The 22917-nt window shown below is 70.7% G+C and carries 17 protein-coding genes; 5 read left to right on the top strand and 12 right to left on the bottom strand.

All coding sequences use genetic code 11. The annotated features are described in order from the left end of the window. Positions 1-23: 23 nt before the first annotated feature. The 4 genes from ilvN to ACIBQ1_RS22345 form a co-directional block, all read right to left on the bottom strand. Positions 24-548: an acetolactate synthase small subunit gene (ilvN, locus tag ACIBQ1_RS22360; RefSeq protein ID WP_355380627.1), complete on the bottom strand. Its 525-nt coding sequence runs from the start codon at positions 546-548 to the stop codon at positions 24-26. After that, positions 541-2280, bottom strand: a complete 1740-nt coding sequence (locus tag ACIBQ1_RS22355) for an acetolactate synthase large subunit (protein WP_397280137.1) — start codon at positions 2278-2280, stop codon at positions 541-543. The genes ilvN and ACIBQ1_RS22355 overlap by 8 nt, the downstream gene beginning before the upstream one ends. 204 nt (positions 2281-2484) lie before the next feature. Beyond that, positions 2485-5109 (bottom strand): putative bifunctional diguanylate cyclase/phosphodiesterase, encoded by a 2625-nt coding sequence (locus ACIBQ1_RS22350; RefSeq protein WP_397280135.1) that lies wholly within the window; start codon positions 5107-5109, stop codon positions 2485-2487. A 236-nt stretch (positions 5110-5345) separates the two neighbouring features. Beyond that, positions 5346-6164 carry a 2-hydroxyacid dehydrogenase gene (locus tag ACIBQ1_RS22345; RefSeq protein WP_397280132.1) on the bottom strand — a complete coding sequence of 273 codons (819 nt, stop codon included), beginning with the start codon at positions 6162-6164 and terminating at the stop codon, positions 5346-5348. Positions 6165-6292: 128 nt separating this feature from the next. On the opposite strand from ACIBQ1_RS22345, the gene ACIBQ1_RS22340 reads away from it, so the two are divergent. Then, the gene (locus ACIBQ1_RS22340) at positions 6293-7351 is read left to right on the top strand and encodes a PQQ-dependent sugar dehydrogenase (protein ID WP_397280131.1); all 1059 of its coding nucleotides are present in this window, start codon (positions 6293-6295) and stop codon (positions 7349-7351) included. Positions 7352-7624: 273 nt separating this feature from the next. Here ACIBQ1_RS22340 and ACIBQ1_RS22335 read toward each other — a convergent pair whose 3' ends face one another. The 3 genes from ACIBQ1_RS22335 to ACIBQ1_RS22325 form a co-directional block, all read right to left on the bottom strand. Further along, a complete protein-coding gene (locus ACIBQ1_RS22335; RefSeq protein WP_397280129.1) occupies positions 7625-9619 on the bottom strand; it encodes a VanW family protein in 1995 nt (664 codons plus the stop codon). Between the two features lie 92 nt (positions 9620-9711). Beyond that, positions 9712-10374 carry a response regulator gene (locus ACIBQ1_RS22330; protein ID WP_397280127.1) on the bottom strand — a complete coding sequence of 221 codons (663 nt, stop codon included), beginning with the start codon at positions 10372-10374 and terminating at the stop codon, positions 9712-9714. Between the two features lie 34 nt (positions 10375-10408). Next, positions 10409-11998, bottom strand: coding sequence for an ATP-binding protein (locus tag ACIBQ1_RS22325; protein ID WP_397280125.1), 1590 nt, complete (start codon positions 11996-11998; stop codon positions 10409-10411). A gap of 144 nt (positions 11999-12142) precedes the next feature. Here ACIBQ1_RS22325 and ACIBQ1_RS22320 point away from each other — a divergent pair, with 144 nt between their 5' ends. Genes ACIBQ1_RS22320 through ACIBQ1_RS22310 form a run of 3 tightly spaced genes read left to right on the top strand, consistent with a single transcriptional unit; the run spans position 12143 to position 15114 of the window. Further along, the gene (locus ACIBQ1_RS22320; RefSeq protein ID WP_397280123.1) at positions 12143-13114 is read left to right on the top strand and encodes a tripartite tricarboxylate transporter substrate binding protein; all 972 of its coding nucleotides are present in this window, start codon (positions 12143-12145) and stop codon (positions 13112-13114) included. Further along, entirely contained in the window at positions 13114-13599 is a 486-nt protein-coding gene (locus ACIBQ1_RS22315; RefSeq protein ID WP_397280122.1) for a tripartite tricarboxylate transporter TctB family protein, read from the top strand. Before ACIBQ1_RS22320 ends, ACIBQ1_RS22315 begins: the two co-directional genes overlap by 1 nt. Then, positions 13600-15114, top strand: coding sequence for a tripartite tricarboxylate transporter permease (locus ACIBQ1_RS22310; RefSeq protein WP_397280121.1), 1515 nt, complete (start codon positions 13600-13602; stop codon positions 15112-15114). On the opposite strand, the gene ACIBQ1_RS22305 is transcribed toward ACIBQ1_RS22310, so the two are convergent. The 4 genes from ACIBQ1_RS22305 to gatC all read right to left on the bottom strand — a co-directional run bounded on the left by ACIBQ1_RS22305 (position 15098) and on the right by gatC (position 19966). After that, the gene (locus tag ACIBQ1_RS22305) at positions 15098-16489 is read right to left on the bottom strand and encodes an MFS transporter (RefSeq protein ID WP_397280119.1); all 1392 of its coding nucleotides are present in this window, start codon (positions 16487-16489) and stop codon (positions 15098-15100) included. The two genes, ACIBQ1_RS22310 and ACIBQ1_RS22305, sit on opposite strands and share 17 nt — an antisense overlap. Positions 16490-16618: 129 nt before the next feature. Further along, positions 16619-18106, bottom strand: coding sequence for an Asp-tRNA(Asn)/Glu-tRNA(Gln) amidotransferase subunit GatB (gene gatB, locus ACIBQ1_RS22300; RefSeq protein WP_397280358.1), 1488 nt, complete (start codon positions 18104-18106; stop codon positions 16619-16621). Positions 18107-18108: 2 nt separating this feature from the next. After that, positions 18109-19599, bottom strand: a complete 1491-nt coding sequence (gatA, locus tag ACIBQ1_RS22295; RefSeq protein ID WP_397280117.1) for an Asp-tRNA(Asn)/Glu-tRNA(Gln) amidotransferase subunit GatA — start codon at positions 19597-19599, stop codon at positions 18109-18111. A gap of 67 nt (positions 19600-19666) precedes the next feature. Beyond that, positions 19667-19966: an Asp-tRNA(Asn)/Glu-tRNA(Gln) amidotransferase subunit GatC gene (gatC, locus tag ACIBQ1_RS22290; RefSeq protein ID WP_355380655.1), complete on the bottom strand. Its 300-nt coding sequence runs from the start codon at positions 19964-19966 to the stop codon at positions 19667-19669. 146 nt (positions 19967-20112) lie between these two features. Between gatC and ACIBQ1_RS22285 the strand changes: the two genes are divergently transcribed. After that, entirely contained in the window at positions 20113-20607 is a 495-nt protein-coding gene (locus ACIBQ1_RS22285) for a hypothetical protein (RefSeq protein WP_397280115.1), read from the top strand. Here the strand turns inward: ACIBQ1_RS22285 and ACIBQ1_RS22280 are convergent. Further along, the gene (locus ACIBQ1_RS22280) at positions 20577-22649 is read right to left on the bottom strand and encodes a putative bifunctional diguanylate cyclase/phosphodiesterase (RefSeq protein ID WP_397280114.1); all 2073 of its coding nucleotides are present in this window, start codon (positions 22647-22649) and stop codon (positions 20577-20579) included. The two genes, ACIBQ1_RS22285 and ACIBQ1_RS22280, sit on opposite strands and share 31 nt — an antisense overlap. Positions 22650-22917 lie beyond the last annotated feature (268 nt).

Below are 22917 nucleotides of genomic sequence, written 5' to 3'. Positions count from 1 at the left end.
CTCGGTCACTTGCTCAAAACCTTTCAGGCGGTACGGTCCAATGCCCTGAGGGACCGGTCGGTTATGGAACGGGCTCCGCGGCCGATGGCCACCATGCCCGACTGGACGAGTTCTTTGATCCCGAACGGCTCGAGGACCTTGACGAACGCCTCGAGCTTGTCGGGAGTGCCCGTGACCTCGATGGTCACGGCGTCGGAGGCCACGTCGACGCAGCGGGCGCGGAAGAGGTTGACCAGCTCCAGCACGTGGGAACGGCTGTCGGCGTCGGCCTTGACCTTGATCAGCATCAGCTCGCGCTGGACGGACTGCGACGGGTCGAGCTCGACGATCTTCAGGACGTTCACCAGCTTGTTGAGCTGCTTGGTGACCTGTTCGAGCGGTAGCTCCTCGACGCTGACCACGATGGTCATGCGCGAGATGTCGTCGTGTTCGGTCGGCCCCACTGCCAGCGAGTCTATGTTGAAGCCCCTTCGGCTGAACAACGCGGACACGCGAGCCAGTACGCCCGGCTTGTTCTCCACAAGCACCGACAGAGTATGCCTACTCATCCTCGTTCTCCCACTTGGGCGCCATGTCACGGGCGATCTTGATGTCGTCGTTGCTGGTGCCCGCCGGGACCATGGGCCAGACCATGGCGTCCTGGTGGACGACGAAGTCGACCACGACGGGCACGTCGTTGATCTCCATGGCCTTCTTGATCACGGCGTCCACGTCCTCGGCACGCTCGCATCGCAGGCCCACACAACCATAGGCCTCGGCCAGCTTGACGAAGTCCGGGATGCGGCGCACCGTCTGCAGGTCGGTGTTGGAGTATCGCTGGTCGTAGAAGAGCGTCTGCCACTGGCGGACCATGCCGAGGTTGCCGTTGTTGATGACGGCGATCTTGACCGGCACGCCCTCCAGCGCGCAGGTGGCCAGCTCCTGGTTGGTCATCTGGAAGCAGCCGTCGCCGTCGATGGCCCACACCGTGGAGTCGGGGCGGCCCATCTTGGCGCCCATCGCGGCCGGGACGGCGAAGCCCATCGTGCCGAGGCCGCCGGAGTTGATGAACGTGCCGGGGTTCTCATAGTCGATGAACTGCGCTGCCCACATCTGGTGCTGCCCGACCCCGGCCACGTAGTACGTGTCGGGCCCGGCGATCGCGCTCAGCCGCTCCATGACGTACTGGGGCGCCAGCGTGCCGTCCTCCCACGTCTCGTAGCCCAGCGGGTACGTCTGCTTGTAGCCGTTGAGCGTCGTCCACCATTCGGTGTAGTCGCCCTTCTGCTCGGACGCCTGGATCGCCGTGACCAGGTCGCCGATGACCTCCTTGCAGTCGCCCACGATCGGCACGTCGGCGTGGCGGTTCTTGGAGATCTCCGCCGGGTCGATGTCGGCGTGCACGACCTTGGCGTACGGGGCGAACGACGACAGGTCGCCGGTCACCCGGTCGTCGAAGCGCACGCCCAGCCCGATGAGCAGGTCGGCCTTCTGCAACGCGCCCACGGCCGACACGCTGCCGTGCATCCCCGGCATGCCCATGTGCTGCGGGTGGCTGTCGGGGAACGTGCCGCGCGCCATCAGGGTGGTGATGACCGGGATGCCGGTCAGCTCGGCCAGCTGCAGCAGCTCGGCGGAGGCACGCGCCTTGTGGACGCCGCCGCCGACGTACAGGACCGGCCGCTTGGACTCGGCGATCAGCTTGGCGGCCTCACGGATCTGCTTGGAGTGGGGCCTGGTGACCGGGCGGTAGCCCGGGAGCTGCATGGTCGGCGGCCAGCTGAAGGTGGTTTCGGCCTGCAACGCGTCCTTGGAGATGTCCACGAGCACCGGGCCGGGACGGCCGGTGGAGGCGATGTGGAAGGCCTCCATGATCGTACGGGGGATGTCCGCCGGGTCCGTGATCAGGAAGTTGTGCTTCGTGATCGGCATGGTGATGCCGCAGATGTCGGCTTCCTGGAACGCGTCAGTGCCGATGGCCGCGCTGGCCACCTGGCCGGTGATCGCCACGATCGGCACCGAGTCCATGTACGCGTCGGCAATGGGCGTCACCAGGTTCGTGGCACCGGGGCCGCTGGTGGCCATGCACACCCCGACCTTGCCGGTGGCCTGCGCGTAGCCCTCGGCCGCGTGACCGGCGCCCTGCTCGTGGCGTACGAGCACGTGCCGGACCTTGGTCGAGTCGTAGAGAGGATCGTAGGCCGGCAGAATGGCACCGCCCGGGATCCCGAACACTGTGTCGACTCCAACGTGCTCCAGCGCCCTCACCAGGGCCTGTGCACCTGTCATCCGTTCGGTCATCGGCTCGTTCCTTGCGTGGCTACTCGCTTAAGGACATAAAAAATGCCCCTTCCCACCGGACGGCGGGTCTGGGGCGGCGCGCAGGTCGTCGTGCTTCGCTATCGGCCTGCGCGCCGGCGAAGTACTACGAGAATCTCACTGCGAAGCATGGCCTACACCATAGCCGCAACGAATGCCCTGGTGTCAACTTCGTGGACACTTGTCTCAAACAGTGAGACTCGTACGCATCAACGAGTCGACCCCGCGCGCCGCCATCGGCCGTGCCACCAGGAAACCCTGCCCCTTCGTGCACCCCATCCGCTTGAGCAGATCGAGCTGTTCGGGACGCTCTATCCCCTCTGCCACCACGATAAGCCCGAGGTCGTGGCCGAGCCGAACGATGGTACGGGTGAGCAGCGTCAGCGTGTCGTCCTTGCCCAGCCCCGACACGAACGACGGATCGATCTTGATCATGTCGACCGGGAGCTGCCGCAGGAACGCGAGCGAGGCGTAACCCGTGCCGAAGTCGTCGATGGCCAGCCGGACCCCGAGCGCCCGCAGCTCCGACAGCCGCTTGATCGTCTCCTCGGCGTCCTCGACCAGCATCTCCTCGATCACCTCAAGGGTCAGCGCGGAGGCGGGCAGCCCGCTCTCGGCCAGCGCCTCCTCGACCGTCTCGACGAAGCGGGGCGCGGTGATCTGGCGGGCCGAGAGGTTGAGCGACAGACCGATGTCCCAGGACGAGGCCCGCCAGGCGGCCACCTCACGGCACGACTCGCGCAGGATCCACTCCCCCAGCGGCACGATCAGCCCGGTGTCCTCGGCCGGGCCCAGGAACTGCTCGGGCGGCACGAACACCGACCCGCGCCACCACCGCACCAGCGCCTCGACCGCGGTCACCCGCGACGTGGCCAGGTCGACGATCGGCTGGTATTCGATCGCGAACTGCTGCTCGATCAGCGCCCGCTGCAGGTCGGCCGCCAGCTCCAGCCTGCGCACCACGTCGGCGTGCATCTGCGCGGCGAACACCTCCACCCGCCGCCCGCCCAGCTCTTTGGAGCGCGCCATCGCTACATCCGCGTTACGGATGAGGTCGCCCGCCGGCATGTCGTCCTCGGTGAAGGCCACGCCCACGCTCGCGGTCAGCGCCACGTCGCGATCGGCGACGCGGAACGGCTCCTGCGAGACCGCGCGGACCAGCCGCTCGGCCAGATCGACCGCGACCTGCGCCTCGCCGCCCGTCTCCACGAGCACCGCGAACTCGTCGCCGCCCCACCGGGCGAGCGTGTCGTCGGCGCGTACGGCGCCGCGCAGCCTGCGCGCGGCCTGCCCGAGCAGGTAGTCGCCGCTGGCGTGGCCCACCGAGTCGTTGACCGAGGTGAACCCGTCGAGGTCGAGGAAGATGACCGCGACGTTCGCCCCAGGGCCGGAGGTGCGCCCCGAGAGCACCTCGCGGGTGCGCTCCTCGAAGTAGGCGCGGTTGGGCAGGCCGGTGACGCCGTCGTGGAAGGTCAGGTGGGCGACCTGGTTGCGCAGGGCCTCCTCGTCGCTGACGTCTCTGGTGGTCACCAGCAGCAACTCGTCGCCGCCGACGTGGCGGGTGGCGACCGACTCGGTGGGCCGCCACGTGCCGTCGGCCGCGCGCACCCGGCAGGCGATCAGGCAGGCGCCGGGCGCGGCGTTGTCCTCGTCGAGGTGCATGGCGCGCAGCGCGACCTGGATGCCGGGCACGTCCTCAGGGTGGATGTAGTCGAAGATCGACCCGCCGACCACGTCCTGGGGGCGGTAGCCGTACGTGACCTCGACCCCGGCGTCGATCTCGCTCACGACGCCCTCGTAGTCGCACAGGAACACCACGTCGCCGGTGCTCTGGGCGAGCTCCCTGAGCTGCCGCTCGCCGAGCTTGACCAGGCCGCGCAGGCGCATGTTGGTCGCCGAGACCACGAACAGGCGCACGAGCAGGAGCAGCACCACGGAGACCGCGACCACCACGACGCCGGTCACGGGCCGCTCGGCCCCTCCGCCCACCAGGTGGGCGAGCAACGTGCAGGCGGCCACGGCGACCAGCCCCAGCGGCACGAGCGCGACCACGCCGCCGACGGCGGACCTGCCCGCCGCGCCCGGATCCGGGCCCCACGGGATGGCGGCCAGCAGCAGGAACGCGACGGGCGCGAGCATGACGGCCCAGATCTGCGGATCGCCGCCGTCGAGCCTGGCCACCCCGGCCGCCAGGCCCGCCACGGTCGTGCCGGCCAGCACGCCGACGCCCGCCAGGGCGAGCGGCCAGGAGGAGGCCCGGCTCATCAGCACCGACGGGACCACGGCGCACGTCACCAGCAGCGCGATCATCGGCGGCAGCATGACCAGCGTGAACGCCGCCGGATCCGCCGCGTCGTCGTAGACGTGCCGCAGCGCGGCGACCCAGCCGATCAGGAAGAGCGAAGCGGCGCACAGGTAGGCGTCGGTGACATGCCGTAAAACGACCCGGGCCGGGAATTTGCGGTCGGCGGCGATCAGCGCGCCGCCCGCGGTCACCACGGTGCCCAGCAGCATGAACAGGTCGGCGAAGCTGACCAGGAAACTCTCGGCGAACGGGCGCAGCGCCACGCCGGCGGCCCAGATGACGGCTCCGCCGCTCATCCAGCGCGCGCCCAGCGCCGCCGGGCGGTGCGCGGCCGACTTCACCGAGGCGCACAGCAGCGAACCGGCGGCGATCAGCGCCGCCAGCCCGCCGGCGACAGCACCGGTGAGCAGGCCCGGACCGCGTACGCCGAGCGCGGCGGCGAAGGCCACCGCGCCCGCCGCCGCCGCGGCGGTCAGCGGCACCCGTGGATCACGCCAGCGGATCACAGTCGTTGCCCATCCCGTCTCGAACCCTGCACCTGTGACCGCCGAAGCCCGGACGGCCACTTCGCCAGTGTGTGCGGTCGTGGGTGCGCGGGTGGTGACAACGCCGATGTCGTCACCGATCTGATAACCACACAGACCAATTTCCGCCAAGAGATCCTTGACAGCGAGTCAGGACCTCCCTGCAAAGGCCACCGTACGCACCGAAGGTCACGGACCAGCCACGTTCCGGGATCCTCTCAGTACGTGTCGGTGATGACGTTGACCAGCGGTTCGCCTGCGAGATAGCGCAGCAGCTGGGCGCGGATCAGGCGCAGCACGCGCCGCCCGGACGCGGGGGTGCTGCCCGCGACGTGCGGAGTGATCAGTACGCCCGGAACGCCCCAGAGGGGGTGGCCCTCGGGCAGCGGCTCGGGCGCGGTCACATCCAGCGCGGCGCGTAGCCTACCGTTTTTGAGCTCCGCGATCAGTGCGTCCGTGTCGACGATCCCGCCCCTGGCGGCGTTGACCAGCACGGCGCCGTCCTTCATCCGCGCCAGGAAGGCCGCGTCGACCATGCCCGCGGTGTCGGCCGTGGAGGGCACGAGCAGCACCACGACGTCCGCCTCCGGCAGCAGCGCGGGCAACTCGTCCATGGCGTGCACGCCGTCGCGGGCGCTCCTGGCCACGCGTACGACCTCGACCTCGAACCCCTCCAGCCGCCTTTCGAGCGCGGCGCCGATGGAGCCGTAGCCGACGATGAGCACGGTCGAGTCGGCCAGCACGTCGGTGTGGTGGTAGGTCCACTCGCCCCTGCGCTGCGCGTCCACGAACCCGGGGAACTCCCGCAGCACCGCGACCATCGCCCCGACGGCCCACTCGGCGGTCCCGGCGTCGTGGACCCCGCGGGCGTTGCACAGCACCGCGCCGTCCGGCATGTGCGGCTGGTACGGCTCCACACCCGCGGTGACGGTCTGCACCAGCCGCAGGGAGCTCATCCTGGCCAGCGTTCCCGGCACGTCCGGCACCGTGACGAGCGGCGGGATCCAGACCTCCACCTCGTCGACCCCTTCCGGCATCGGGGCCGTGCCATCGTAAACGGCGCATTCAACCCCAGGCAGGTCGGACAGAACATCGGCCACCGAATCGGACGGAACCCAGGTCTTCATGCCGAGAACCTTAAGGCTCCAAGGGGAGTATGGAACACATGAAAAAGCTCTGGACGATCATGCTCATGACCGTTCTCACCGCCTGTTCCAGCGGTCTGGCCGGCGACGGGGAGGTGACGCCGACCGCCACCGTGCCGGCCGGGGCCGGGCCGGGACAGCCCAAGGACGTGGTGACGGGGCTGGCGGTGCCGTGGGCGATCACGTTCCTGCCCGGAGGCGACGCGCTGGTCACCGAGCGTGACACGGCCAGGCTGCTGCGCGTGACCCCGGACGGGAAGGTGACCTCGCTGGGGACGATCCCGGGGGTGAGCGCGGCCGGCGAGGGCGGGCTGATGGGGGTGGCGGCAAAGGATCAGCAAATATTCCTTTACTACACCGCGGAACAGGACAACCGGATCGTCCGCTACCAGCTCACCGGCGACCGCCTCGGCGACGAGCGCGTCCTGGTGCGGGGCATCCCCAAGGGCGGGATCCACAACGGGGGGCGGCTCGCGTTCGGCCCCGACGGGTTCCTGTACGCCTCCACGGGCGAGACCGGCGACGACCAGCTGGCCCAGCAGCGCGACTCGCTGGGCGGCAAGATCCTCCGCATGACCGTGGACGGGACCCCCGCCCCCGGGAACCCGTTCGGCACGCTCGTCTACAGCTACGGCCACCGCAACGTCCAGGGGCTCGCCTGGGACTCCTCCGGCCGCCTGTACGCGTCGGAGTTCGGCCAGAACACCTATGACGAGGTGAACCTCGTCAAGGCGGGCGGCAACTACGGGTGGCCGGAGGTCGAGGGGCGCGGCGACGACTCGCGCTACGTGAACCCCATCGTCACGTGGTCCACCGACGAGGCCTCCCCGTCGGGCATGGCGTACGCGAACGGCTCCCTGTGGGTGGGGGCGCTGCGCGGGACCCGGCTCTGGCAGGTCCCGCTGGGGGCGGACGGGTCGGCGGGCACGCCCGTCGCCCACTTCACCGACCGCTACGGCCGCCTCCGCGCCGTCACGGCGGCCCCGGACGGGACGCTGTGGGTCGGGACCAGCAACGAGGACGGCCGCGGCTCTCCCCGGCCGGGCGACGACCGCATCCTCTCGGTCCCCCTCTCATAACCCACCCAGACGCCCCCAGACCCACCCACACGCCCTCAGGGATACCCAGGGCCTTGGGACACCCCCCACACGCCCTCGGGGGCGCCCAGGGCCTCGGATACGTCCTGCCACCCCATAACGGCACACACCACCCGAGAACGCCTGCTGTGGGGCCGTGAGCGTGCCTGCACGGCGGGCGGCGCCTCGGGGCCGTCGGGTGGCGAAGGGCTCAGCAGGGGAGGTGCCCGGAGAAGAGCGCCGGGGCCGCTTCGAGGCGGCCCCGGCGGGCGGGCGTCAGCCGGTCGATGAGCAGGTGGTCTGGGTTTGGGGACGGTACTTGGTGGTCAGCTTCTTGTCCTTCTTGACCACCTTGCCGTCCTGGTGGAACACCCGGGTCACGTCAATCGTGAACCCCTGCTCCCCCATCGTCGGCAGACACCCGGGCGCCGAGCTGCTCTCCGTCCTGAACGGCCGGAAGTCCCGCTTCTCGGACGCCACCGCCTCCACCTCGTCGTACCGCTTGGTGCTCCACAGGGTGACCGTCACCGACGTGTCCGTGAAGGCCGCCTTGACCAGCACCCCGTACTCGGAGTCGTTGCGCCACTTCAGGTCCGTCTGCGGGTAGAGCAGCGCCACGTCCCGCCCAGGCGGGTAGCGGGGCGCGTAGTAGTCCATCGCCTGGTGCTCGACCAGGTCGAACCCGCCGAAGAAGGCGGCGTTGTACATGGTCGTGGCGAACTGCGAGACCCCGCCGCCGACGATGCTCACCATGCGCCCGCCGACGATCTGGCCCGCCTCGACGTACCCGTCCTCGACGGTCCGCTCGCCCACGACCTCGTTGATCGAGAACGTCTCACCGGGCTTGACCAGGTGCCCGTCGAGCTCCTGCGCCATGCGCTGGATGTTCTTGACGCGAGTCTGGCAGCAGTCGAACGACGTCGAGAACGTGCCCACGCTCTCCTTGATCCCGAGGTCGGTCACCTGCTCCGTCGTGACGGCCGGGGCCACGGCGCCCAGCCGGACCGGGATCGTCCGGGCGCCGCCCTCGTCGAACACCTTCTCGGCGTCTTTGGCCAGCAGCTTGTCGTTCACGCCCCGCCCTTGGCGGGCGGGCACCAGGACGGGCTTGCCGTTGACGATGTCGTACGTGGCGTCGCGCGGCTGCTGGGCCGCGTCCACCAGGCGGCTCCCCAGGGCCGCCAGCACCGCCGTGGTGTCGAACTGGGGCGTGAGGCCGCCGGAGCCGTCGGAGTTGTAGGTCAGGTTGGCGGCGATCATGGCCGGGGGGATCTGCGCCTGCTTGTCGCCGAGGGTCAGCGTGACGGGCGCGGAGACGGCCTTCTTCGCCTTGGCGAGGGCGGTCGCGACGGCCTCGGCGGTGGTGACGGGCTTGGCCGGCCTGAGGGTGAGCACGACGTTGCCGCCGCCCTGCAGGAAGGCGTCGCCGATGCGGCGGACGGCGTCCTCGCGGTCGAGCAGCACGCCGTCCTGGGGCTGGCGGGCCTTGGGCTCAAGCCCGGAGAAGGCCACCCGGCCCTCGATCGGCTTCTTGTCGGCCGCCTCGGCCATGCCCTCGATGGTCCTGGAGAGCTGCGAGGAGTCGAGGTTCACCTTCGGCTCGAGCTCGGTCTTGCCGGTGAGTCCCCGCAACACCTCCTGCGGGCTGGGGAACCCGCTGGGCGCCTGGCCGATCGTGCCGACCACGTCGAGTTCGAGACCGGCCTCGTCGGCCTGGATGGTCTCCTTGCGGCCGCCGATGTCGACGACGACCGGTCGGCTCAGCCTGGAGGCGAGCTCGTTGCGGAGCTTGTCGGCCGCCTGCGTGACGGTCAGCCCGCCGATGTCGACGCCCGCGACGTGGGTGCCGCGCAGGACGGAGCCCGACATGAGCACGGCGGGCACCACGTACGCCAGCGCGGCCAGCACCACGACGAACGCCAGCACTCCCGGCAGGAGGCGGCGCTTGCGCGGCGGCTCGGGATCGTAGGAGGCCGGCCGCCCCGAGGGCGCGCCGAACACGGGCGCGGGCGGGGTCGGCGGCTCCTTGCCGTTCACGGGCCATGGTTGCGCCGGCGGCGCAACTGGGGGCAGCGCACCGCCCGAAGGACCGCCCGGGGTGCTCGGGCCTTGGGCCTGCCGGGGTTCCTGCCTGTCCGTGGGGCCGAAGATGTCCCGGGAGACACCCGGAGGCAGCCCCTCGATCCGCGGCTTCTTGGAGACGCCCGACGTGGGTAATGGCACCGAGGCGAACGGGTCGGTCGGTGATTCGATCGGTCCGGCGTTACGCACGCCTCAATCTCCTCCCGGTCCGCAGCCAAGTCTCAGGCAACAGTAAGGCACGCGGATCCGCATATGTCACGGGAAATGGCTACGGAAGTGTGTCAACCTAGCCACCGGTAGCGATGTTCCGGTCGGCCGGCGGTGCCGTAACGGGGCCGGAACTCGGCCTGTCCGGCCACGCACAGGTATTCGAGATAGCGGCGCACGCTCACCCTCGACAGGCCCGTGAGCTCGGCTGTCTCGGCCGCGGACAGGTCGCGACCGGCCTCCCGGAGGGTGTCCGCGACCAGTTCGCACGTGGCCGCCGACAACCCCTTCGGCATGGGCGCGGAAGTCTTGGGGCTCCCGAAGAGGCGATCCACGTCGTCCTGCCGTGCCTCGGGGCCGATCGCGGTCAGGCGCCTGCGGGTGTCGGCGTACTGCTGGAGGCGGTCGGTCAGGGCGGCGGCGGTGAAGGGCTTGATGAGGTAGTTGACGGCGCCGCCGCGCATGGCCTCCCTGACCGTGGGGACGTCGCGGGCGGCGCTGATCATGAGGACGTCCATGTCGTGGAGCTGCTTGAGCACCTCAAGTCCCGACATGTCGGGCAGGTAGATGTCGAGCAGCACGAGGTCGGGCCGGAGCTCGTGCGCCGCGGCGAGCGCGTCGGCCCCGCTGTGCACGACGGACACCACGCGGAACCCGGGCACGCGCGCCACGTAGCCGCTGTGGATGCGGGCGACCATGAAGTCGTCGTCCACCACCAGCACCCGAATGTCGCTCATGACCGCACCTCCGCCGCAGGCATCAGCAGCGTGATCACGTGTGGGCCTTCGCCGGGAGCAGGGCCGTGAAGACCGCGCCGCCCGAGTTCCGTACACGTACCCAGCCGCCCCGCCGCAGACACGCCTGCCGGGTCAGCGCCAGCCCGAGCCCGCGCGACCCCGACTGGGCGGCCTTGGTGGTGAACCCCTCCCTGAACACCTCTTCCACCAGGTCGGGCGCGATGCCGGGGCCGGAGTCGCCCACGCGTACGCGCAACCCGGCGGCGTCGGCCTGCACCGACACCTCGATCGTGCCCTCGGCGCCGTCGAGCGCGTCGATGGCGTTGGCGACCAGGTTGCCGACCACGAGGACCGCGTCCTGCGGGTCGCCGAGCAGGCCCTCGGGCACGGCGGAGTCCTCCGACAGCACGAGCCGGGCGCCCCGCTCGGCCGCCTCGGCGGACTTGGCCAGCAGCAGGGCGGCCAGGGTGGGGTCCTGGACGCGTTCGCGCAGGTCGGTGACGTACGCGCCGCGGGTGGTGCGGGTGATGAAGCTGATGGCCGCGTCGTGCTCGCCCAGCTCCAGCAGCCCGACGATCGTGTGCATGCGGTTGGCGAACTCGTGCGCCTGGGCCCGCAGCGCGTCCGTCGCGCTGCTGGTGTCGTGGAGCTCGCGGGCCAGCCGGGTCAGCTCGGTGCGGTCCCGAAGGGTGACGACCCAGCCGCGGTGCTGGCCGCGTACCGAGACCGGGGTGCGGTTGAGCACCAGCACGCGCTCGCCGTGCAGCACGACGCGGTCCTCGCCCGGGTCGGCGCCCCCGAGCACGTCGCGCATGCGCTCGGAGACCGGCATCTGCGTAAGGTCCTCGCCGACGTTGCCCAGGAGCTCGCGGGCGGCGTCGTTGACCAGCGTGACGCGGCCGTTGAGGTCGAGCGCGAGCACGCCCTCCTTGACGCCGTGCAGCACGCCCTCGCGCTGCTCCAGCAGCTCGGCGATCTCGCGCGGCTCCAGCCCGAACGTCTGCCTGCGCACCCGCGCGGTGATCACCGCGGCCAGCGTGAGGCCCGCCAGCAGCACGGCCAGCGCCGTCCAGACCAGCGGCGGGAGCGCGGCGCCGAGCTGGCCCACGACCGTGGTCTCCAGCACGCCGACCGAGACCAGGCCGATCACGCTGCCGTATTCGTCGCGGATGGGGGCCTTGCCCCTGACCGTGGTGCCGATCGTGCCGGTCTCGGTGCCGACCCAGCTCCTGCCCGTCTTGAGGACGGTGGTGCCGTCGGTGGACAGTTGCTTGCCGATCAGCAGGGTGTTGGGATGGGCGTAGCGCTTCTGCTCGGCGTTGGCGATCACGACGTAGTCGGCGCCGGTCTCGTGCTGCACGCTCATGGCCAGCGGCTGCAGGACCGCCTCCGGATTCTTCAGTTTGAACGCTTCCCTGACCTGTGGGAGCCCTGCCACGGACTGCGCGATGGCGAGCGCCCGCTGCTGGTGCAGCGAGTCGAGCTGGTCGCGCGTGTGCTCGGCCCACACACCAGCGGTGCCCCCGACGGCGAGGATCACGATCACCATCTGGAGCACGAACAACTGGGTCCCGAGGGAGGCGTCACGGACCCTGCGAGCGGGGCTCGGCCAAACAGCACGCACGTTGCACATGGAAACAAACGCAGGTCACGGCCAGGTTGCGACCAATACGACCACTATGACGGCAAGCGTGCAAAGCCTCGACGTGGGCGACGAAGGGCTTCACGATCCCAGTTTTACAACCGTGAAACACCCCCTGGAGTGATCATGAGCTTGCGCGTATTCGCCGCCCTTGCGGCATTCTCCCTCGCCGCGCTGACCGGCTGCGGCGAATCAGGCACCGGCACGTCCGCCAGCGGCTCCTTGCGGATCATGGCTCCGGCCTCCCCCGGCGGCGGCTGGGACCAGACCTCCCGCATCGCGGAGCAGGCGATCAAGACCGCCGACTCCAAGCGCAAGGTCGAGGTGTACAACGTGCCCGGCGCGGGTGGCACGATCGGCCTGGCGCAGCTCGCGGGCGAGAAGGGCAACGGCAACCTGCTGATGACCATGGGCCTGGTCATGGTGGGCGCCATCGAGCAGAACAAGTCCAAGGTCACGCTGGCCGAGACCACGCCGATCGCCAAGCTGACCGAGGAGTACGAGATCGTCGTCGTCCCGGCCGAGTCCCCGTACAAGTCGCTCGCCGACATGGTGGCGGCCTGGAAGGCCGACCCGAAGAAGGTGTCGATCTCGGGCGGGTCCGCGGGCGGCACCGACCACATCGTGGCCGGCCTGATGGCCAAGGCCGCGGGCGTGGACCCCAAGCAGGTCAACTACATCGCCCACTCCGGCGGCGGCGAGGCGCTCAACGAGCTGCTCGGCAACAAGGTCAGCGCGGGCATCTCGGGCGTGGCCGAGTTCGCGGAGCACGTGAAGTCCGGCAAGCTGCGCGCTCTCGGCGTGACCTCCGCCGAGCGGATCCCCGGCCTGGACGCGCCCACGCTGAAGGAGGGCGGCCTGGACGTCGCGCTGTCCAACTGGCGCGGCTTCGTCGCCCCCGGCGGCCTGTCCGACGCCGACAAGAAGGCGCTGACCGACCTGGTCACCAAGATGCACGACTCGCAGCCGTGGAAGGACGCGGTGGCCAAGAACGGCTGGATCGACTCGTTCCAGACCGGGCAGCAGTTCAGCGACTTCCTGAACTCCGAGCAGACCCGGGTCAAGGGCATCATCGCCGAGATGGGGCTCGTGTCCTGATGGCTCGCTGGTGGCGGCCCGAGCTCGGGCTGGCGGTCGTGGTGCTGGGCCTGGGCGTGTTCGTCGTGATCGGGACGCTGGACGTCTCCGCGGCGGCCTCCCAGCTCGGCATCGGGCCCCGTTTCTTCCCCATGCTGGTGGGCGGAGCCATGGTGCTCATCGGCCTGCTCTACGTGGTCGACGTCATCCGCGGCGGCCACGGCGACCCCGAGGAGAGCGAGGACGTGGACGTGGAGGCGCCCACGGACTGGCGCAGCGTCGGGCTGGTCAGCGGGATCTTCCTGGCGTTCACGGCGCTCCTCAACGTGCTCGGCTGGATCATCGGCGCGAGCCTGCTGTTCTTCGGGCTGTCGCTGGCGCTCGGGGCCGAGCACAAGGTGCGCTCGGCCGTGATCTCGGTGGTCGTGGGGCTCGCCACGTACCTGCTGTTCGTCAAGGGCCTCGGCGTGGCGCTGCCGGGCGGGCTGCTGGCGGGGGTGATCTAGGTGGACTCGCTCCAGCTCCTGATCGACGGCTTCGCCGCCGCGCTCACCCCCGTCAACCTCCTGTACGCGCTCGTCGGCGTCACGCTCGGCACCCTGGTCGGCGTGCTGCCCGGCATCGGGCCCGCGATGACCGTGGCGCTGCTGCTGCCGATCACGTTCACGGTGCCGCCGGCCAGCGCGTTCATCATGTTCGCGGGCATCTACTACGGCGGCATGTACGGCGGTTCGACCACGTCCATCCTGCTCAACACGCCCGGCGAGTCCTCGTCGATGATCACCGCGCTGGAGGGCAACAAGATGGCCCGGCGCGGGCGGGCGGCGCAGGCGCTGGCCACGGCGGCCATCGGCTCGTTCGTGGCCGGGACGATCGCCACGGCGCTGCTGGTCGTGGCCGCGCCCGCCGTGGTGAGCTTCGCGATCTCGTTCGGCCCCGAGGACTACTTCGCGCTGGCGATCATGGCCTTCACCGCCGTGTCGTCCGTGCTGTCCCGCTCGGTCGTGCGCGGCCTGGCCTCCCTGGGCCTCGGGCTGGTGATCGGGCTCGTCGGCATCGACCAGCAGACCGGCCAGGCCCGCCTCACCATGGGCATCCCGCAGCTGCTGGACGGCATCGACGTCGTGATCGTCGCGGTCGGGCTCTTCGCGCTCGGCGAGGCCCTCTACGTGGCCTCGCGGCTGCGCCACGCGGCGCCCGAGGTGGTGCCCGTCGGGCGGGCGTGGATGGGGCGCGCGGACTGGCGGCGCTCGTGGTTCCCGTGGCTGCGCGGCACGGCGCTGGGCTTCCCGTTCGGCGCGCTGCCCGGCGGCGGGGCGGAGATCCCCACCTTCCTGTCGTACGCGGCCGAGAAGCGGCTGGCGCGCGGGGAGGCCCGCGAGGAGTTCGGCAAGGGTGCCATCGAGGGCGTGGCCGGGCCCGAGGCGGCCAACAACGCCTCCGCGGCCGGCACCCTGGTCCCCCTGCTCACCCTGGGCCTGCCCACGTCGGCGACGGCCGCGATCCTGCTCGCCGCCTTCCAGCAGTACGGGCTCCAGCCGGGGCCGCAGCTGTTCGACCACAACCCGGCGCTGGTGTGGGGCATGATCGCGTCGCTGTTCATCGGCAACACGATGCTGCTGGTGCTCAACCTGCCCCTCGCGCCCCTGTGGGCCCGCGTCCTGCGGATCCCCCGCCCGTACCTGTACGCCGGGATCGTGCTGTTCGCCGCCCTCGGCGTCTACGCCCTGAACGGCACCGTCGTGGACCTCGTGGTCCTGTACGTGCTCGGCCTCCTGGGCTACGCCATGCGCCGCTTCGGTCTGCCGGTCGCCCCCGCGGTGATCGGCATGATCCTGGGCCCGATGGCGGAGATCCAGCTCCGCCGGGCCCTGGCCATCGGTGCCGGCGACGTGACGGTGCTGGTGCGCAGCCCGGTCGCCGCGGTGCTGCTGGCGCTGGCCGCCCTGGCGCTGCTCATGCCGGTGTTCAGGAAGTTGTCGGCCCGGCGGCGCCGGCGCGAGGTCACGCCGGTCGGGTGACCGGCTCACGAGCTGGTTCCGCCGGTGCGGTCTCATCGGCGGAACCGCTCGCTGCCGGGCGCCCGAAATCCCGTGGCCCTGAAGACCGGGACGCGGAAGACCGGGGCGCGATGGCCAGCCCGGCCAGCGCCATGACCAGCGTGGCCGCGTACACCGTCCAGTAGCCCGAGTGGGCCGCCGTGAACAGCGCGCTGGTGACGGCCACCGCCACCACCGAGAACACCGACTCGCCCACCTGCAGCGCCGAGCTGTTCCTGCCCTGCTCGCCGGGCGCCGACAGCTCCAGCGTCAGCACCGACAGCGTCGGGTAGAGCAGGCCGATCCCGAACCCGGTGACGATCCACGCCGGGAAGGCCAGCGCCACGGGCACCGCGGTGAACGTCACCGCGCCCATGAGCAGGATGCCGAGCGCGACCATGGCCGAGCCCAGCCGCAGGTTCGTCGCCTGGCTGAAGGTCTCGCGGCCCTGCAGCCACGAGGCGAACGACCAGGTCAGCGAGCCTCCCATGAGCACCAGTCCGGCCACCAGCGTCGACAGGCCGCGCGCCTGGATCAGCATGAGCGGCACGATCACCTCGGCCGCGAAGAACGCGCCGGAGGCCAGCCCGCGCAGCCCGACCACGGACGGCAGCCCGCGGGCCGCGCGCAGCGTACCGGCGGGAAGCAGCCTGGGCAGCGCCACGAGCAGCACCACCAGCCCCGCGACCAGCAGCACGAGCCGCCCGTCGCTGCCGTACTGCATGAGCCCGGCGCCCACGGCCGTCACGACCGCCCAGCCGACCTTCCCCAGCAGGCCGGGCTCGGACTCGCTCTGCCCGCCGGCCAGGGGCTGGCCCGCCAGCCCGCGCAGCAGCACCAGGCCGCCCGCCACGGTCATGATCGGCACCAGCAGGAACACCCAGCGCCATCCGAGCGTCTCGGTCACCACTCCCACGATCGCCGGGCCCGCCATCGACGGCACCACCCACGCGGTCGCGAAGAGGGAGAAGATCCGCGGATGCAGCTCCTCGGGATAGACCCGGGCCACCACGACATACAGCGCCACGCTGACCAGCGCGCCGCCGAACCCCTGCAGGAACCGGCCCGCGATCAGCATCTCCATGCTCGGCGCCAGCCCCGCCACCGTCAGCCCGCCGACGAACCCCGCCACCCCGGTCCACAGAGGCGCCAGCGGGCCGCGTACGTCCGCCCACCGGCCGCCGAGCACAGTGCCCACCACGCTGGCGGCCATCGCCCCGCTGAACGCCAGACCGTAGAGCTCCAGCCCGCCGAGCTCCTTGGCCACGACCGGCATCGCGATCGCGACCGCCATGTACTCGAAGGCCACCAGCGACACCAGCGCCACGAGGCCCGCCGTCAATGCTTTTCTCTTCATGCTGCGAACCCTACGGAGACCCGCGTCCCGGCACCTCCAGCGCCGGTCCTAACCGGCCCCGGCCATTGGGCCTAGGACCGGTGACAAGGCGAAGGGCCCCGCCGCCGGAACGGCGAGGCCCTCGGCGGTCTATTCGGAGACGCCCAGCTTCTCCAGGATCAGCTGGCGGGCGCGGGCCGCGTCGGCCTTGCCCCTGCTCGCCTTCATGACGCCGCCCACCAGGGCGCCGGCCGCGGCGATCTTGCCGGACCTGACCTTCTCGGCCGCGTCGGCGTTGGCGGCCAGCACCTGGTCGATGATGGCCAGCAGCTCGCCCTCGTCGCTGACGATCTGCAGGCCGCGCTTCTCGACCACCTCGTCCGGCGCGCCCTCACCGGCCAGCACGCCTTCGAGGACCTCGCGCGCCAGCTTGTCGTTGAGCGCTCCGGAGGCCACCAGCTCGGTCACCCTGGCGATCTGCGCCGGGGTGATGGGCAGGTCGGCCAGCGCGGCGCCGGTCTCGTTGGCGCGCCTGGCCAGCTCGCCCATCCACCACTTGCGCGCGTCCGCCGGCGGGGCTCCCGCCGCGACCGTGGCCTCGACCAGGTCGAACGCGTCGGCGTTGTGCATGGCCTGCATGTCGAGGTCGGACACCCCCCACTCGGCCTGCAGCCGCTTGCGCCTGACCGACGGCAGCTCGGGCAGGGCCGCCTTCAGCTCCGCCACCCACGCGGTGTCGGGCGCGATCGGCACCAGGTCGGGCTCGGGGAAGTAGCGGTAGTCCTGCGCCTCCTCCTTGGACCTGCCGGACGTGGTGGTGCCGGTGTCCTCGTGGAAGTGCCGGGTCTCCTGGATGATCTTCCCGCCGTCGGCCAGGACGCCGGCCTGGCGCTCGATCTCGCTCCGCACGGCCCGCTCGACGCTGCGCAGCGAGTTGACGTTCTTGGTCTCCGTACGGGTGCCCCACTCGTGGGAGCCGCGCGGCATGAGCGACACGTTGACGTCGCAGCGCAGCGAGCCCTCCTCCATGCGCACGTCGGAGACGCCGAGGGAGCGCATGATCTCCCGCAGCTCGGTGACGTACGCCTTGGCTACCTCGGGCGCGAGCCGGTCGGTGCCCGGGATGGGCTTGGTCACGATCTCGACCAGCGGGATGCCGGCGCGGTTGTAGTCGACGATCGAGTAGTCGGCCCCTTGGATGCGCCCGGTCGCGCCGCCCACGTGGGTGGACTTGCCGGTGTCCTCCTCCAGGTGCACCCGCTCGATCTCGATCCGCACGGTCTTGCCGTCGATCTCGACGTCGACGTAGCCGTCGAAGCAGAGCGGCTCGTCGTACTGCGAGATCTGGTAGTTCTTCGGCATGTCCGGATAGAAGTAGTTCTTCCGGGCGAAGCGGCACCACTCGGCGATCGAGCAGTTCAGCGCCAGGCCGATGCGGATCGTCGACTCGATGGCCTGGGCGTTGGCCACCGGCAGCGACCCGGGGAGCGCCAGGCAGGTCGGGCAGACTTGCGTGTTGGGCGGGGCGCCGAAGGCGGTCTTGCAGCCGCAGAACATCTTCGACCTGGTGCCCAGCTCGACGTGCGTCTCCAGGCCGAGCACCGGCTCGAACCGGTCGAGCGCTTCGTCATAGACCATGGTCATAGCGACGGGGCCTCCTTCAGCAGCGGGCCGCCCCAGCGGCTCTCCAGGGCCTTCTCGACGGCGGCACCGACGCGGTAGCAGCGGTCGTCGGCCAGGACCGGCGCCATGATCTGCAGGCCGACCGGCAGGTTGTCCTCGTCGGCCAGGCCGACCGGCACCGACATGGCCGCGTTGCCCGCCAGGTTGGACGGGATGGTGCACAGGTCGGCGAGGTACATCGCGATCGGGTCGTCGGCACGCTCGCCGATCGAGAACGCCGTGGTCGGCGTGGTCGGCGACACCAGCACGTCGACCTGGTGGTAGGCGGCCTCGAACTCGCGGGAGATGACCGTGCGCACCTTCTGCGCCTGGCCGTAGTAGGCGTCGTAGTAGCCGCTCGACAGCGCGTACGTGCCGAGCATGATGCGCCGCTTGACCTCGGGACCGAACCCGGCGGCCCTGGTCAGCGCCATGACCTCCTCGGCGCTGCGGGTGCCGTCGTCGCCGACGCGCAGGCCGTAGCGCATGGCGTCGAAGCGCGCCAGGTTGGACGAGCACTCCGACGGCGCGATCAGGTAGTACGCGGGCAGCGCGGTCGTGAACGACGGGCAGGAGACCTCGACGACCTTGGCCCCGAGCGACTCCAGGAGCTGCACGGCCTCGTGGTAGCGGGCCAGCACGCCGGCCTGGTAGCCCTCGCCGGAGAACTCCTTGACGACGCCGATCCGCAGGCCGGCGATGTCGGGGTTCTTCGCGGCCTCGACCACGCTCGGCACGGGCGCGTCGATCGAGGTGGAGTCCATCGGGTCGTGCCCGGAGAACGCCTCGTGCAGCAGCGCCGCGTCGAGCACGTTGCGGGCGAACGGGCCCGGCGTGTCGAGCGAGCTGGCGAACGCGATGAGCCCGTAGCGGGACGAGCCACCATAAGTCGGCTTCATCCCCACGATGCCGGTCACCGAGGCCGGCTGCCGGATGGAGCCGCCCGTGTCGGTGCCCGTGGACAGCGGCGCCTCGTACGCGGCCACGGCGGCGCTGGAGCCGCCCGACGAGCCGCCCGGGATCTTCGTCAGGTCCCACGGGTTGCGGGTGATCTGGTAGGCCGAGTTTTCCGTGGAGGAGCCCATGGCGAACTCGTCCAGGTTGGTCTTGCCGAGGAAGACCAGCCCCGCCTCGCGCAGCCGCGCGGTGACCGTCGCGTCGTACGGCGGGCGCCAGCCTTCGAGGATCTTGGACGCGGCCGTGGTCGGCATGTCACGCGTGGTGAAGATGTCCTTGTGGGCGATCGGCACACCGGCCAGCGGGCCGAGCTTCTCGCCCGCCCTCAGCCGGGCGTCGACGGCCCGCGCCTGCTCCAGCGTCGTCTCGCGATCGATGTGGAGGAACGCCTGGACCTTGGGCTCGACCTCGGCCATGCGGTCGAGATGCGCCTCGGCCACCTCGACGGACGACACCTCGCCACCGGCGATCATCGATCCCAGCTCGGCGGCGGTCTTACGAATGAGACTCATGCGCCCTCCTTCGTCGGGCACATGAGCCTGACAGAGCTGTGCTTGATTGTTCGCTCGCTACGCTCACTCATGCCTCCTCCCCGAGGATGCGCGGCACCCGGAAGCGGTCGTCCTCGACGGCGGGCGCGCCGGAGAGCGCCTGCTCAGGCGTCAGGCACTGTCGTACCTCGTCGGCACGGAAGACATTGGTCAGCGGAAGCGCGTGCGACGATGGCGGCACGTCCTCGGCGGCGACCTCAGCCACCTTCGCGACCGACTCGATGATGGCATCGAGCTGGGTGGCGTAGTGGTCGAGTTCGTCGTCGGTGAGCGCCAGCCTGGACAACCGGGCCAGGTGTGCGACCTCGTCGCGGGTTATGGCGGACATGAGTCGTTGAACCCGTTTCGTGGATGGAGTCTTTGGACAATGCCATCCTAGGGGGCTTGACGTGGCACCCCCGAACCGATTAACCGCCCCGAAACGAACCTTCTCCTACGCCCGCTCGTTATCCGGTCGGGAACAGGGGGTCGGCTGTGGAGCGGAACGGCTGCGGCGCGGGATGCCTCGTGGTGCTCATCGTGGTGACGATGCCTCTGGTGCTCGTCGCCGGAGTGTTGCTGGCGGCCGCCAGCGTGTCCGCCGCCCGGCTGGAGTACCGCGCCGCGCACGGCGAGGGCACGATGGGCACCTTCACGGCGACCGGCCTGGACTGCTCGGGCCGCGGGCCGTGCCGCTGGGAGGGCGTCTTCGAGTCCTCCGCGCGAACCCGGCAGGACGCCTGGATCTACGGGTACGAGCCCCTCGACCTGTCCGAGGGCGACCGCGTGCCGGCCCTGGACGCGGGCCACGACGTCAAGGTGTTCCGTCCGGGCCATTACGACTGGCCGGGCGTGCTGCTGCTGTCCGGCCTCTCGCTCGCCGCCCTGCTCCTGCCCGCCTACCTGCTCCGGCGCGCGCTGTGGAAGCGCCCGCCGAGGCCACCCGGCCGGCTGCCGGGTCAGGCCGAGCGGCTGACCTCGGGCTGGTAGCCGTACTCGATCCCGGGCCCGGCGCCGGTGTGCTCCCTGAGCCAGACCGTGGCGTCGGCGGCGGGCATCGGCCGTCCGAACAGCCACCCCTGCCCCATGTCACACCCCATCTCGTCCAGCCGCATGGCCACCTCGTCCGACTCCACGCCCTCCGCTACCGAGCGCAGGCCGAGCGAGCGGACCAGGTCCACGATCGAGCGCACGATCCGGTAGTCGTCCTCCGACTCGGCGATCCGGCGGACGAACGAGGCATCGATCTTGACCTCGGACACCGCCAGGCGCTGGAGCCTGATCAGCGACGAGTAGCCGGTGCCGAAGTCGTCGAGCGCCAGCGGCACGCCCAGCGCGGCCAGCGCCTTGATGGTCTCCTGCGTGTAGGCCTGGTCGCCCGTCAGGATGCGCTCGGTCACCTCCAGCTGGATGGCCCCCGGCGGGAGCCCGGAGGCGGCCAGGCCGACCTCCAACTGCTCCGGCAGGGCCGAGTCGAGCAGGTCGCGGGCCGAGATGTTGACGGAGATCTGCACCTGCAACCCCGTGTGCCACCAGCGGGCCGCCTGCTCCAGCGCCGCCTCGATGACGTACGCCGTGAGGGGCCGCATCAGGTACGACTGCTCCGCCAGCGGGACGAACTCCGACGGCGGGATCATCCCGTGCACCGGATGGCGCCAGCGCAGCAGCGCCTCGACGCCCTGGACCGCTCCCGTGCCGAGGCTGACCTTGGGCTGGAAGTGCAGGCGCAACTCGCGGCTGTCGATGGCGCGGCGCAGGTCGCCGAGGAGGTTGAGGCGTTCGGGAGAGTTGCGGTCCTTGTCGGGCTGGTAGAGCTCGACCCCGGTGCGCCCCTCCTTCGCCAGGTACATGGCCACGTCGGCCCGCTGCAGGAGCAGCTCGAAATCGGGGGCGTGGTCCGGATAGAGCGCGATCCCGACAGAACCGTCGACGTCGAAGGTCATGCCCTCCAGCCGGACCGGTTCGGACAGCGCCGCCCGCAGCCGGGCCGCGACCTCCCTGGCCGCGTGGGCGTCCCTGATCGAGGGCAGCAGCACGGCGAACTCGTCACCGCCCAGCCGCGCCACGACGTCGCCGGGCCGTACGGAATGGGTGAGCCGGTGCGCCACCATCTGCAGCAGCCGGTCGCCCACCGGATGCCCCATCGTGTCGTTGACCTCCTTGAACCGGTCGAGGTCGAGGAGGAACAGGCCCACCCGCTCGTCCTGCCGGGCCTCGGCCAGCGCCTCCTCCGTGCTGACGATGAGCATCTTGCGGTTGGGCAGGCCGGTCAGCTCGTCGTGCAGGGCCTGATGGTCGCGGCGCATCGAGAGCGAGGCGGTGAAGTAGACGGCGGCCAGCGGGGCGACGAACAGGGGCACCATGCCGGGCGAATGCTCCATGGCCACGACGACCAGGGGCGCCAAGCCGAGCAGCCCGACGTACACGAGGCTCTGCGGGACGACCGTGACCCTGAACACCCGCGTGATCGAGCGCCGCTCGTGCAACGCGACCGCGCCGCACACGAGAGCGGCCCTGGTGACGAAGTACGCGACCCCGGCCAGTGCGATGGCCGGCAGGTCCGACCCGTCCGGCATCCAGGGCACGGCCGGGCTCGGCGCGATCCCGAACATCCCCAGCACCACGGCCGCCGCGGTGAGCGCGAGCGTCGACTGCGCGATGTTGAACATGACCCGATGCCACGCCTTGCGCGTCACCACCCCGTTCATGGCGACGGCGACGGCCTGCATGAGCACCGCGACGGGCAGCCCCAGGTGCAGGAGGACGGCGAAGGTGAACATGGCGGAGGGGTACGTGCCACCCACCGAGGTGGCGGACGACACCATCACGGGCCGCAGCTCGCCCAGGATCACCAGCACCGACAGCACCCAGAACAGCGGCGTGCGGCCCAGCTCCACCAGCCCGGTTACGTCCAGCCTCAGTATGGCCACCACAAGTGCGGTGAAGCCGATCACGGTTACGCCCGCGAGGAATGCCCAGAGCGGCGTGCCGACGCGTGGTCCGGTGTCGCGGGTGTCGGTTGGGTCAGTCATCGGTAACAGAACCCCCATTAGGTCACTATGGGAGGGTACGGCCTTCACCCCACTTCGCGAAACCAAGCGCGTACGTTCCGTCACTTCTCCTTTCCGACATATACCCAAAAACCACCCTAGGTAGCAAACCGCCTACACTCCCCGCACAACCCCGCAAACGCCCGCACCGCACCGACGCGGCGCGCAATGCCAACGCCGCGCCCCATCGCCGCCCAACCACGGGACACCGGCCCACCCCACCGGCCCACCCCGCACCCCGCGCGCCGAC

Origin of the sequence: Nonomuraea sp. NPDC050153, from assembly GCF_044460125.1 — a bacterium.
In the GTDB taxonomy this organism is placed as follows: Bacteria; Actinomycetota; Actinomycetes; order Streptosporangiales; family Streptosporangiaceae; genus Nonomuraea.
The sequence above is the reverse complement of the archived record's forward strand: the minus strand, read 5'-3'. Positions and strand labels throughout refer to the sequence as shown.